Origin of the sequence: Nocardioides asiaticus (assembly GCF_040049175.1) — a bacterium.
Taxonomy (GTDB): domain Bacteria; phylum Actinomycetota; class Actinomycetes; order Propionibacteriales; family Nocardioidaceae; genus Nocardioides; species Nocardioides cheoyonin.
In genome coordinates this window covers 112,212-124,636 of record NZ_JBDZDM010000004.1, presented here as the reverse complement: position 1 = coordinate 124,636, position 12,425 = coordinate 112,212, and the positions used below count along the sequence as shown (strand labels likewise).

Sequence of the window (12,425 nt, the reverse complement as noted above, 5' to 3'; positions counted from 1 at the left end):
GTCGTCGATGGCACGTCGTTCGTCGGCGCTCGACGTCCGGGTACCCGACGGCGGTGGCCGGTACGAGCGGACCGGCGGCGGATCGACAGGCGAATCGGCGACCGTGGCGCCGGATACCGAGCCGGGATGACAGAGAACATCCACACAGACACCGAGACCCGCCCCCTGGTGGTCGTGACGGGCGGCTCGACCGGCATCGGCCGGGCGCTCGCCGCCGAGTTCATCGAGCACGGCTTCGACGCCGTCATCGCCGCCGAGGAGTCCGAGATCCAGGGCGCCGCCGTCGAGCTCGAGGAGCGCGGCGGCGCCGTCGTACCCGTCCAGGCCGACCTCTCCACGGCCGACGGCGTCGAGAAGCTCTACAGCCGCGTGGCGGAGACCGGGCGTACGCCGGCGGCGCTGGTCCTCAACGCCGGGATCGGCGTCAACGGGCGGTTCGACCAGACCACGCTCGAGGACGACCTGCGCCTCGTCGACCTGAACGTCCGCTCGACCGTCCACCTCGCCAAGCTCGTGATCCGCGACATGGTCGCCGTCGGCTCCGGCAGGGTGCTCGTGACGTCGTCGATCGCGGCGGTCGCGCCGGGCCCGTACCACTCGACGTACGCCGCCTCGAAAGCATTCGTCCACTCCTTCGCCGAGGGCATCCGCGAGGAGCTCAAGGACACCGGCGTCACCGTGACGTCGCTGATGCCGGGCCCGACCGAGACCGAGTTCTTCGCCCGCGCCGACATGGAGGACACCGGCGTCGGACAGGCCGACAAGGACGACGCCCGCGACGTCGCGAAGGACGGCTTCGAGGCCCTGATGGCCGGGGAGCCGAGCGTCGTCGCCGGCTCGTTCAAGAACAAGGTCCAGGCCGAGCTCGGCACGCATCTGCCCGACGCGCTCGCCGCGCCGATCTTCGCCCGGATGACCAAGCCGTCCGACTAGCGCCGGATCCTCATTCCCGCCGTGCGGTGGACGACGGGCCGCACCGGCGGGCCCGGTGGGGCATGATGCCCGGCATGGCGGAGCGGGTGACCTTCCCGAGCACGACGGGCCCGATGCTCGCGGGCCTCATCGACCTGCCCGAGGGTGAGGTGCGCGGCTGGGGCGTGTTCGCGCACGGATTCACCCTCGGCAAGGACTCGCCCGCCGCGTCGAGGATCTGCAAGCAGCTGGCCAGCGAGGGCATCGGGATGCTCCGCTTCGACAACATCGGCCTCGGCCACTCCGAGGGCGACTGGGGCGACGGCTCGTTCACGCACAAGGTCGCCGACACCGCCGCGGCGACCCGCTTCATGGCCGGCCGCGGCACGCCGGCCGACCTGCTGGTGGGCCACTCCTTCGGCGGTGCGGCGGTGCTCGCCGCGGCGCACTCCTCGGTCGGCGTCCGCGCCGTCGTGACCATCGGCGCCCCGGTCGAGCCGGCGCACGTCGAGCACAACTACGACGCCCTGATCGGCCGGGTGATGGCGGAGGGCCACGCGGAGTGGATGGTCGGCGGCCGGGCGCTGACCCTGCGCCGGCACTTCGTCGAGGACGTCCGCGCCGCCGACCTGCGCGAGAAGATCAAGCACCTCAAGCGGCCGCTGCTCATCATGCACTCGCCGACCGACAACACCGTCGGCATCCAGAACGCCAGCGACATCTTCCGTACGGCGCGCCACCCGCGCAGCTTCGTCTCGCTCGAGGGCTCCGACCACCTGCTCACCGCCCCCGGCCAGGCCAAGCGGGCGGCCCGGATCATCAGCGCCTGGGCGGACCAGTACCTCGAGAAGTGACCCTCACGGGTTCGCCTCGGTGCGCCCGTCGTCGAGGAAGTCCTGGTAGGGCACGTCGATGCTGATCGGCGGTGTCACCGTGACCGACGCGTCCGGGCGAACGGTGAAGACGCTGTAGCGGGTCTCGCCGGTCTTCGTGTCGTACAGGAACGCCTCGAAGGTCGCCGCGCTGCTGATGGTGCCGGGGTTCGGCGCGGTGGTGGTGTGGCCGCCGGCGCTGCCGCTGGTGAACTCGACCGCCGTCTCGCCGCGCACCGTCGTCACCGTGCGCGGCCCGACCAGCTCGTACGACCTCCCGTCGACGACCGCCGCGGAGGTGCAGCCCTGCTCGGCGATCCGCTTGCCGAGCAGGTGGTCGTGCAGCAGGACGAAGTCGGGCTCGGTCGCGCACGCCTCCTCGCCCACGTCGGAGACGAACTCGTCCTCGTCGACGTCCGGGTCCCGCAGACGTACGCCGGCGCCGAAGTCGCCCACGTCGGAGATCCGCGGGTCGGCGGCGGTGAGCACGTCGATGCCGGCGATCTCGTGGGTCTTCCCGTCGGCCACCCGCCAGCCGCGCGCCTTCGCCGCCTGCACGATCGTGTCGGTGTCGTGCAGGCCGGGGGCGAACTCGACGGGCACGCCACCGGAGTAGTAGTCGATCGTGTCGATGAGGTAGCTCTCGATCGCCTTCCCGCCGAAGGTCAGGTCGCCGGTGTAGGCGAGGAAGTCGGCGTCGGTGAGATCAGCGGCGCGGCCCAGGATCCGGGCCATCCCGTTGACGTCCTCGAGGTCCTCGCCGGCGATGAAGAGCACCTCGTCCTTGCCCGCCTCGAGCGGAGTCTTCTCGAGTGCGTCGTCGAGGTTGTCGGAGACCCGGTCGTAGAACTCGTTGCGCGGCTCGATCATCGACAGGAACGGCACGATCTCGCCGATCAGCCCGTCGACCTCGGTCCCTGCCAGGCTGGTCCCGGCGAAGACCGGGCTGCCGACCACCGTGCGCTGGTCGTCGTGCGCGTAGCTGTGGACCGCGACCACGTCGAGGGCGGCGACGGCGGCGAGCGCGACGACAGCAGACACCACCCTCAGCCGCCGGTTGTGGCCGGCGACGAGCGCCGCCTCGTCCTCGACGTACGACGCCAGCTTGAGGCGCCGCTGGCGCAGCCCGGCCCAGGTGCCGAGCTCGAGGAGGAGCACCGCGCCGAAGCCGACGACGGTCCAGCGCACGAGGTACTGCTCCGCGGCCGACCTGATCCGCGCCATCTCCGGCGCCGGGTCGTCCCAAAGCTGGGTGAGGTAGGCCCTGGTCCGCTTGTCCTGCGGGATCAGCTGGTTCCAGTCCGCCTCGACGTCGAGCCCGATGTCCTTGCCCAGCACCGGGATCGTCGCGTGCTCCGGCCGGATTATCGCGCCGCTCTGGAGCTGGGTGGTGTCCTGCCCGAGGACCGGCTTCACCGTCACGTCCTGGCCGACCACCTCGAGATGCGCCGGCGGGGCGTACGTGATGGCCGTCAGCGCCCCGGCGAACGGCGCGAGGACGAGGAGCACGCCGACGGCGTACCGCACCACGAGCCGCGCGCGGGCACGGGCGGACCGGCGTGGTCGCGCCGCCTGCTGGTCCGTCTGGTCGGGGATGTCGTGCGGGGGAGTGCGTGGATCCATGGGCGTCTCCACAGTAGGCGGATGAGCCGCGTCACATCGGCGTATCCCCCGCGCCGAGGACGCGGTCGACGTACTCGCCCGCCGCCGTGGCGACGCTGTCGCGCACCTCGAGGAAGAGCGGGATGCTCCGCCGGGCCGGCCAGTCGGCCGGGAGGAACGCCAGCGGCAGCCCCGGGTCGAGGTAGGGGATGGGGCGCCAGGCGTCGAGGACCCGGATCCAGGTCCGGAAGGCGGTGGCGGGGGTCGGGTCGCGGCGGTACGCGTCGACCGCGCCGGCGCCGGCCACGAGGAACTCGTCGTGACGTGCGCGCAGCGCGTCGAGGTCCCACCACTGGGCGACCGCGGCGGAGAGGTCGGTGACGCCGTGGATCCGGTCGACGACGAAGAGCGTCACCCGGCCGTCCAGACCGAGGTCGGCGACGATCTGCTGCACCTCCTCGGCCAGGTAGGCGGGGCAGATCCACAGTCCCGCCGCGACCGTGCCGCAGCCGATCCAGGAGAGCCGGCGGCGCAGCTGGTGGCGTACGTCGCGGTTGGTCTCCGGCACCGAGAACGACACCAGGCACCAGTGGTCGTGCTCGCCCATGAAGCGGGGATGGTGGATCCGCCGGTCGCCGCGGGCGAGCATCCGCAACGCCCCCTCGGAGAGCGCGTAGCCGGCCCGCCCGTCGCGGGCCTCGGGCACGAGCAGCCCGCGCGCCTTGAGCCGGGTCAGCGTCGTCCGCGTCCGGCCGGCAGGCACCTCGACCGTCTCCATCAGCGCGACGAAGGCCGCGGCGGACATCCAGCCGCCGTGGGCGCGCACCGTGCTGCCGACGACCGTCCGCAGCAGCGAGGTCGTGCTGCCCGGCCGGGAGTCGAGGTCGTCGAGGACGGTGGCCTGGGTGACGGTGGCGGGAGCGGTGGTCACGGCAGGGCCGATCGCCGGTCCGGCCCTTCTGCGAGGAGCTGGGCGACGTGGCCGAGCCCGGCGGCCAGCTCGGTGAAGGAGGTGCTGAGGGGCGAGAGCCCGATCCGCAGTCCCCGTGGCGGCCGGAAGTCGGGGATGACGCCGCGGCGCCACAGCTCGGCGGTCACCCGTTCGAAGTCGGGGTGCTCGAGGAGTACGTGGCCGCCGCGGAGCGCTGGGTCGCGCGGCGAGGCGACGGTGACGCCGTACGCCGCCAGCGCCTCGTCGGCGATCTCCACCGCGAGCCCGGTGAGTGCGATCGACTTGGCCCGGATCGCGGGCGTACCGGCCCGCTCGACGAGTGTCAGCATGTCGCGCATCGGCAGCATCCCGACGATCGGCGGCGTCCCGCTGATGAACCGCCTGATCCCGGACGCCGGCTCGTAGCCGGGCCCCATCGCGAACGGCTCGGCATGGCCCATCCAGCCCTGGATCGGCTGGCGCAGCTCGTCCTGGAGCCGGCGTGCGACGTACCCGAACGCGGGCGAGCCGGGCCCGCCGTTGAGGTACTTGTAGGTGCAGCCCGCCGCCAGGTCCACACCGGCCTCGTCGAGGGCGAGCTCGAGGGCGCCGGCGGAGTGGCACAGGTCCCAGATCGCGAGCGCACCGGCCGCGTGCGCCGCCGCGGTGATGGCCGGGAGGTCGGCGACGTACGCCGACTTGTAGGCGACATGGCTGAGCAGCACCGCCGCGGTGCGAGGTCCGAGCTCGGCGCGGACCTGCTCGACGGTGACCCCGGCGGCGGGATCGGGGGAGATCCACCGGATGCGCAGGCCGCACTCCGCCGCGACGCCCTCGAGGACGTAGCGGTCGGTGGGGAAGTTCTGCGTGTCGGCGATGATCTCCTCGCGGCCCGGGCGGGCGGCGACGGCGGCGCGGACCAGCTTGTAGAGCATCACCGTCGTCGAGTCGGCGACGACGGTCTGGCCCGGAGCGGCGCCGAGCACCACCCGGCCGATCAGGTCGCCGAGCTCGGTCGGGGCGTCCATCCAGGACTCGTCCCACGCGCGGATCAGCCGGCTGCCCCACGGCCCGTCGACGAAGGACGCGAGGCGCTCGCGGGTGGTCTTCAGCGGCCGGCCGAGCGAGTTGCCGTCGAGGTAGGCGACCAGACCGTCGACCTCCACGAACTCGTCGCGGTAGGCGGCGAGCGGGTCCGCGGCGTCCAGCGCGCGGGCCTTCCCGACCAGCGCCTCGGGGAGCAGGGTGAGCGGGTCAGCCACCGACGGAGTTCCTCACCGTGTAGAGCTCGGGGAAGAAGGTCAGCTCCAGGGCCCGCTGGAGGAACGCGACGCCGGACGAGCCGCCGGTGCCGGTCTTGAAGCCGATCGTCCGCTGCACGGTCCGCAGGTGGCGGAAGCGCCACAGCTGGAAGGCGTCCTCGAGGTCGACGAGGTCCTCGCAGGTGGCGTACGCCTCCCAGTGCGCGGTGGTGTCGGCGTAGATCTCCGCCAGGACGGGCACCAGCTCGGCGCTCTCCACCCAGGCGCGGGTGACGTCGCGGTCCAGTATCCCGGTCGGCACCGGGTGGCCCTGCCGGGCGAGGTGGCGCAGGAAGGCGTCGTAGACGGTCGGGCTCTCCAGGATCCGCGCCAGCGTCGCGCGCGCCTCCGGATGGGCGTCGAAGACGTTGAGCATGGCGGCGTTCTTGTTGCCGAGGACGAACTCGACGGCGCGGTACTGGTGGCTCTGGAATCCCGACGCGGAGCCGAGGTCGCCACGGAACTCGGCGTACTCGCTCGGTGTCAGCGTCGCGAGCACCGACCACTGCTCGGTGAGTGTCCGGAAGATGTGCTTGACCCGGGCGAGGCCCTTGCGGGCGCGGCGTACGTCGTCGGCGTCGAAGCAGGCGCGGACGCCCTCGAGCTCGTGGAGGACGAGCTTGAACCACAGCTCCGTCGTCTGGTGCTGGACGATGAAGAGCAGCTCGTCGGGATGGTCGGTCAGCGGGTGCTGGGCCGCGAGCAGGGAGTCGAGGGAGAGGTAGCTCCCGTAGTCCATCGCTGCGCTGAAGTCGGTCCGCACGCCCTGCTCGAGCGGCCGGACCCCGTCCTCGAGGGCCATGCGGGTGAAAGTATCACGTTCCTGACGACCGTCAGGACGATGAAATGAGCCGGAGCTCGCTCGGGCCGGCCCCCGCGCCGGCCCGAGCGAGCCCGGGGGTCAGAGGACCTTGGTGCCGTACATCGAGCCGAGCGGGTCGGCGAGGAGCTCGATGCGCTCGCCGTCGGGGCCCTTGAGGTAGATCGAGGTCTTCGACTCGACGAGGTAGTCGATGCCGGCGTCGTCCAGCTTGGCCCGGAGGTAGTCCCACTTCTCGTTGGTCACCGAGATGGCGAGGTGGTGCAGGCCGCCGAGGACCTCGGCGTACTCGCCCAGGTCGAGGCCGGGGAGCGTGAAGAAGGCGAGCAGGTTGTTGGCGCCGACGTCGAAGAAGAAGTGGTCCGAGCCGGCGTAGTCGCGGTTCTCGAAGATCTCGGTGAGCGGGAACTCGAGCAGGCCCTGGTAGAAGTCGATCGTGCGGCGCACGTCGGAGGAGAGCAGGGCGGTGTGGTGGATCCCGCGGGCGCTGCCCTCGGGGCGGGAGTCCTCGGGCAGGAGGTACTCCTTCTTGATGCGCTCCCGGTCCTTGGTGATGAAGTCGAGATCGATCGTCATTGCTCGCTCCTCGTGGGGCTGAGGTGCGGGGAGGGCCTCGCACGGCTTGTAGTTGAAAACTAAACTACATCGGGAAGGGCGATCGGTCAAGGGGTCCGCCCAGCGCGATCGGGTACCGGACGGGCATGCCCGAGCTGCCCGATGTGGAGGTCTTCCGGCGCCGGCTCGCGCACAGCGCGCTGAAGCGGAGGATCGAGGACGTCGACGTACGCGACACGCAGGTGCTCGACGGGATCAGCGCCCGCCGCCTGCGGGACGCGCTGATGGGCCGGCGGCTGCTCTCGACCCGCCGCCACGGCAAGCACCTGCTCGCGGAGATCGAGAACGGGATCGAGGGCGGCGGGTGGCTGACGCTGCACTTCGGCATGACGGCGTACGTCGAGCGGCTCGACGCCGACGCGGAGCAGCCCGGTCACACCCGGGTCGTCCTCGACCTCGGCGACCGCCTCGTGTGCTTCGTCGACCAGCGCCGGCTGGGCAGGATCGGGCTCGCCGACGACCCGGACGAGTTCGCGGCGGCCCACGACCTCGGCCCGGACGCGCTCGACCTCGATCCGGCCGAGTGGGGCGAGTTGCTCCACGCGAGCCGCGGATCGCTCGTCTCGACCGTGATGGACCAGGCCCGCGTCTCAGGTGTCGGCAACATCTACTCCGACGAGATCCCGTTCCACGCCCGGCTCGACCCGCGCCGGCCGGCCGAGGAGATCGACGACGCCGGCGTACGCCGCCTCCACCGGCAGACCCAGCGAGTGCTGCGCCGGGCGGTCGAGGCCGGCGCCGACCCGGCCGATATGCCGCGGGGCTGGCTCATCCACGCGCGCGAGGAGGGCCGGTCCTGCCCTCGGTGCGGCGGTCGGGTGGAGCGGCTCGCCGTCGGCGGGCGGCACTCGTACTGGTGCCCCTCCTGCCAGGCCGGCTGAGCGGTCACGCGGGTCTCAGGCGGCCTGCTCGCCGGCGTGCTCGCGAACCAGGTCCCTGGCCTCCTCCTCGGACGCGGCGGCGGGTGCCGAGCCCCACATCCGGCGGCCGTTGGGCTCCTGGACGAAAAGCAGCGAGATCGCGCCGACCACGCCGGCGGCGATGAGGTAGTACGCCGGCCAGTTGAGGTCGCCGGTCGCGCTCACGAGTGCGCCCACGACCACCGACGTGGTGCCGCAGAAGAGCGAGATGGCGACGTTGAAGGAGACCGAGAGGCCCGCGCCGCGGACGGCCGTCGGGAAGAGCGAGGGCAGCGTCGACGGCGAGGTGGCGCTGAAGCAGATCAGGGCCAGCCCCATGAGGAGCAGCCCGAGGAACACAGCCCACGGGCTCTCCGCGCGGATCAGCAGGATCATCGGCACGGCCAGCACGATCAGCGCTACCGTCCCCGTCCACATGATCGGCTTGCGGCCCACCTTGTCCGAGAGCCACCCGAGCACCGGGATCGTGAGGAGCGCGACGGCCATCACGACGATCTGGAGCCACTGCGACGTGCTGGTGGAGACGCCGGCCGAGGTGGCGTCGGGGACCGTCTCGGTGACGTACGTCGGCATGTACGACGTCAGCATGTAGTTGGTGACGTTCCAGACGATGACGATCCCCATGCAGACGAGCAGGAACGGCCACAGCCGGGCCAGGATCCGGGCCTCGTCGCCGGTCCGCTGTGACTTCTCCCGCTCCTCGGACTCCTTCTCGAGCTGCTGGAAGGCGGGGGTGTCCGCGAGCCGGGTCCGCAGGTAGACGCCGATGATGCCGAGCGGGAGCGCGACGAAGAACGGCAGCCGCCAGCCCCAGGAGTGGAGCTGGTCGTCGGTCAGCCCGGTGTCGACGACGGTGACGATGATGGCGCCCATCAGGTAGCCGGTGAAGGTGCCGAACTCCAGCCAGCTACCGAAGAAGCCGCGCCGCCGGTCGGGGGCGTACTCCGCGATGAAGGTCATCGCGTTGCCGTACTCCCCACCGGTCGAGAAGCCCTGCACCAGGCGGGCCACGAGCAGCAGGCCCGGCGCCCACAGGCCGATCGCGTTCTTGTCGGGGATGCAGCCGATCGCGAATGTGCCGAGCGCCATCAGGATCATCGTCGTGGCGAGCACGATGTTGCGGCCGATGCGATCCGCCAGCGGGCCGAAGAAGAGGCCCCCGAACGGCCTGACCAGGAAGGCGACGGCGAAGAGGCCGAAGGTCGCGATCGTGCCGGCGGTGTCGCTGAGCCCGTCGAAGAAGACGTCCTTGATGGTCGGCTCGAAGTAGGCGTAGACGCCGAAGTCGTACCACTCGGTGATGTTGCCGATCGCCGCTGCGCCGATGGCGCGGCGGATGACGGGCGGCTCGGTGACGACGACGTCGTCCAGGGACCAGTTCTTCTTCCGCTCCTTCGGGCTCAGCACAGTCATCGGACGCCTGTACCCATAGGTAACCGATCGCATGAGCGCGGTCGGCGGGAACTTCGGACGACCGGCCGTGGGACGTTCGGCACTCCTGCCCGCCGGGGGCGGTCACGAGGCTGGGAGGAGATCGACGGAGGAGGAGAGATGACGACCGACACGACGAAGACGGGTACGAGCGACCGCGTCGCGACCGACAGCGGTACGACCGACCTCGAGCGGATGGCGACGAAGACCTGGGCGGTCGACGTGTTCATCGGCGAGCACGGTGGTGAGACCCACGCGGAGGCCAGGCTGAGCACAGGGGCGGGTACGACGCTGCGCGGCAGCGGCGCGGCGCGGCTCAACCCGAAGGACCGCGACGTGCCTGAGATCGGCGACGAGCTGGCCGTGAGCCGTGCGCTCGAGCGGCTCTCGCTGACGCTGCTCGAGGCGGTCAACGAGGACCTCGAGGGCATCGGCCGGCGGACCAGCGAGATCGCGTCGTTGCAGCGCGAGTCGGTCGTGCGCCCGCGGGCGGGGGCGGGAGAGGGGCGGCGCCGGCTTGGCGGCCGGACGATGGTCGGGATGGAGGCGCCCCTGCGGCCCACGCCCGCGCTGGCCTGGGCGGCGCAGCACGCCGCGCGGCGGCGCGAGGCACTGGAGCTGAGCCACGTCGTCGACGACGTCAGCCTCGCCTGGGGCGAGCCGCTCGCCGACACCGTGCGCGAGGCCCAGTCCGACCTGGACCGGCTGTGCGACGACGTACGCCGCAAGCACCCGGGCATGGACGTGAGCGCCACGGTGCTCGTCGGCTCGGACGCGGCCCTGCTGTCCCGCGCGATCGGCTCCGACCTCGTGGTCGTGGGACGCCAGGGCGCCGATGTCGAGGACGACGTCTTCGTCGGCACCACCGCCATCACGGTCGCCCAGCACGCGCAGGTCCCCGTGGTCGCCGTACCCAGCGCCTGGGAGCCGGGCGACGACGCCGCGCCGGTGGTCGTCGCGATCGACGGTTTCGACCCGCACCCGGCGGCGATCCGGTTCGGGTTCGAGGAGGCCCGGACCGCGGGCGTGCCCCTGGAGATCGTCGGGGCATGGGAGCCGCCGGCGTACTTCTACCGGCCCACCGCCTCCGGCCACACCGCCGACGAGTGGGCCGAGCGGGTCGCCGAGGGGCTCGACCATGCGGTGGCGCCGTTCCGCCACGGCTACCCGGACGTCGTGGTCACCGTCCGCTCGCCCAAGGGCTCGCCGGTCACGATAGTGCTCGACGCGGCCGACGACGCCGGACTGCTCGTGGTCGGCCGCCCCGACCGCAGCCGGCGCCGCCGGCTTCCGCTGGGATCGGTCAGCAGGCGGCTCCTGCACCGCTCGCCCGTGCCCGTGGCGATCGTCCCGAGCGACTGGCGCCAGCCGCGTTGACCAGGCGCGCTGAGCAGCCGCGCTGACCAGCCGCGACACCGGCCTCCGCGAGGGGCCGGTGTCGCACGCCCCGCTTCCGTAGAGTGGGGGACGATGAGCGAGCCGACGCCGTACGCCGACGTGCACGAGACTCATTCGGGCGTCGTGCTTCTCATCGGCTCCACGGCCTACAAGCTGAAGAAGGCCGTCGACCTCGGCTTCCTGGACTTCCGTGACGTCGAGACGCGCCGGCGGGTGTGTCGGCGCGAGCTCGAGCTGAACCGCCGGATCGCGCCGGACGTGTACGTCGACGTCGCCGAGCTCCCCAGTGCCGAGCCCGGCGTCGACGGTGGCACCGAGCCGGCGGTGGTGATGCGCCGGATGCCGGAGCAGCGTCGGCTGACGGCCCTCGTCGCCCGTGGGGAGGCGTCGCGGGACGACCTGCACCGGATCGCACGGGTGGTGGCGGCGTTCCATAAGCGCGCCGAGCGGGGCGACCACATCGCCGTCGAGGGGCGGCGGGACCAGCTCCGGGAGCGGTGGGAGAACAACCTGCGCGAGACCGAGCGCTTCCGTGGCGGGGACCTGGATGCGGGCCGGCTGGACACGCGTGCGTACGACGAGGTGGCGCGGCTCGCGCGGCGCTACCTCGCCGGCCGGGAGGCGCTGTTCGACGCCCGCGCCGACGGCGGCCGCGTCGTGGACGGGCACGGCGACCTGCTGGCCGGCGACATCTTCCTGCTCGACGACGGCCCGCGGATCCTGGACTGCCTCGAGTTCGACGACCGGCTGCGCTACCTCGACGTGCTCGATGACATCGCCTGCCTGGCCATGGACCTCGAGCGGCTGGGTGCGCGGGAGGAGTCGGCCGAGCTCGTCGCCGCCTATCTCGGCGAGAGCGGCGAGGTCCCGCCGGGCTCGCTGGTGCACCACTACATCGCCTATCGCGCCTTCATGCGGGCGAAGGTCGCCGCCGTACGCCGTGAGCAGGCGCCCGGCGACCGTGCCGACGGCGAGCCGGACGCGCTCTGCCGGCTCGCACTGGAGCACCTGCGCCGGGCCGCGGTACGTCTCGTGGTGGTCGGTGGCGCGCCCGGCACCGGCAAGTCCACGGTCGCCGGCGGCCTGGCCGACCGGCTGGGGATGGTCGTGCTGAGCAGCGACCGCGTACGCAAGGAGCTGGCGGGGGTCGACCCCGACGACCACACCAGCGCCGCCGCCTTCGGCGAGGGCATCTACGCCCCGGAGTGGACCCGGCGGACGTACGCCGAGCTGCTCGACCGCGCGGCGGCGCTGCTCGCCCGCGGGGAGTCGGTCGTGCTCGACGCCTCCTGGAGCGACCCCGAGGACCGGCGGCACGCCGCGGCGCTGGCCGAGACGGCGTACACCGACCTCACCGCTCTGCGCTGCGTGCTCGACCCGGGCCTCGCCGCCGACCGGATCCGCCGCCGCCAGGCGGTCTCCGACGCCGACGAGCAGATCGCGTCGCTGATGCGCGACCGGGAGCAGCCCTGGCCGGGCGCCGTCGAGCTCGACACCGCCGGGGCCCTCGACGACACCGTCGACCGCGCCGTCGTCGCCGTCACCGGTTGAGTCGGGGGTTGTGACCTGCCGAGTCGGGAGTTGTGACCCGACCGGCGCGCCAAAGCCCCGATTCGACGGGTC

General features: G+C 72.3%; 11 protein-coding genes. 5 read left to right on the top strand and 6 right to left on the bottom strand.

The window, feature by feature from the left end:
* The first annotated feature begins 126 nt into the window (after positions 1-126).
* Together ABLE53_RS15590 and ABLE53_RS15585 are read left to right on the top strand one after the other, a co-directional pair.
* The gene (locus ABLE53_RS15590; protein WP_348859930.1) at positions 127-933 is read left to right on the top strand and encodes an SDR family NAD(P)-dependent oxidoreductase; all 807 of its coding nucleotides are present in this window, start codon (positions 127-129) and stop codon (positions 931-933) included.
* A 74-nt stretch (positions 934-1,007) separates the two neighbouring features.
* Positions 1,008-1,766, top strand: coding sequence for an alpha/beta hydrolase family protein (locus tag ABLE53_RS15585; RefSeq protein WP_348859929.1), 759 nt, complete (start codon positions 1,008-1,010; stop codon positions 1,764-1,766).
* A 3-nt stretch (positions 1,767-1,769) separates the two neighbouring features.
* On the opposite strand, the gene ABLE53_RS15580 is transcribed toward ABLE53_RS15585, so the two are convergent.
* The 5 genes from ABLE53_RS15580 to ABLE53_RS15560 all read right to left on the bottom strand — a co-directional run bounded on the left by ABLE53_RS15580 (position 1,770) and on the right by ABLE53_RS15560 (position 7,014).
* Complete coding sequence (locus ABLE53_RS15580) at positions 1,770-3,407, bottom strand: hypothetical protein (RefSeq protein ID WP_348859928.1); 1,638 nt, start codon at positions 3,405-3,407, stop codon at positions 1,770-1,772.
* A gap of 31 nt (positions 3,408-3,438) precedes the next feature.
* Entirely contained in the window at positions 3,439-4,317 is an 879-nt protein-coding gene (locus tag ABLE53_RS15575) for a PaaX family transcriptional regulator (protein WP_348859927.1), read from the bottom strand.
* Positions 4,314-5,579 carry a kynureninase gene (locus ABLE53_RS15570; protein WP_348859926.1) on the bottom strand — a complete coding sequence of 422 codons (1,266 nt, stop codon included), beginning with the start codon at positions 5,577-5,579 and terminating at the stop codon, positions 4,314-4,316. Before ABLE53_RS15570 ends, ABLE53_RS15575 begins: the two co-directional genes overlap by 4 nt.
* A complete protein-coding gene (locus ABLE53_RS15565) occupies positions 5,572-6,420 on the bottom strand; it encodes a tryptophan 2,3-dioxygenase (protein ID WP_348859924.1) in 849 nt (282 codons plus the stop codon). Before ABLE53_RS15565 ends, ABLE53_RS15570 begins: the two co-directional genes overlap by 8 nt.
* 99 nt (positions 6,421-6,519) lie before the next feature.
* Complete coding sequence (locus ABLE53_RS15560; protein WP_348859923.1) at positions 6,520-7,014, bottom strand: VOC family protein; 495 nt, start codon at positions 7,012-7,014, stop codon at positions 6,520-6,522.
* Between the two features lie 125 nt (positions 7,015-7,139).
* On the opposite strand from ABLE53_RS15560, the gene ABLE53_RS15555 reads away from it, so the two are divergent.
* The gene (locus tag ABLE53_RS15555) at positions 7,140-7,934 is read left to right on the top strand and encodes an Fpg/Nei family DNA glycosylase (protein WP_348859922.1); all 795 of its coding nucleotides are present in this window, start codon (positions 7,140-7,142) and stop codon (positions 7,932-7,934) included.
* Positions 7,935-7,949: 15 nt separating this feature from the next.
* Here ABLE53_RS15555 and ABLE53_RS15550 read toward each other — a convergent pair whose 3' ends face one another.
* Positions 7,950-9,386: an MFS transporter gene (locus ABLE53_RS15550; RefSeq protein WP_348859921.1), complete on the bottom strand. Its 1,437-nt coding sequence runs from the start codon at positions 9,384-9,386 to the stop codon at positions 7,950-7,952.
* A 138-nt stretch (positions 9,387-9,524) separates the two neighbouring features.
* On the opposite strand from ABLE53_RS15550, the gene ABLE53_RS15545 reads away from it, so the two are divergent.
* Together ABLE53_RS15545 and ABLE53_RS15540 are read left to right on the top strand one after the other, a co-directional pair.
* Positions 9,525-10,781, top strand: coding sequence for a universal stress protein (locus ABLE53_RS15545; protein WP_348859919.1), 1,257 nt, complete (start codon positions 9,525-9,527; stop codon positions 10,779-10,781).
* 93 nt (positions 10,782-10,874) lie between these two features.
* Positions 10,875-12,353, top strand: a complete 1,479-nt coding sequence (locus ABLE53_RS15540) for a bifunctional aminoglycoside phosphotransferase/ATP-binding protein (protein WP_348859918.1) — start codon at positions 10,875-10,877, stop codon at positions 12,351-12,353.
* Positions 12,354-12,425 lie beyond the last annotated feature (72 nt).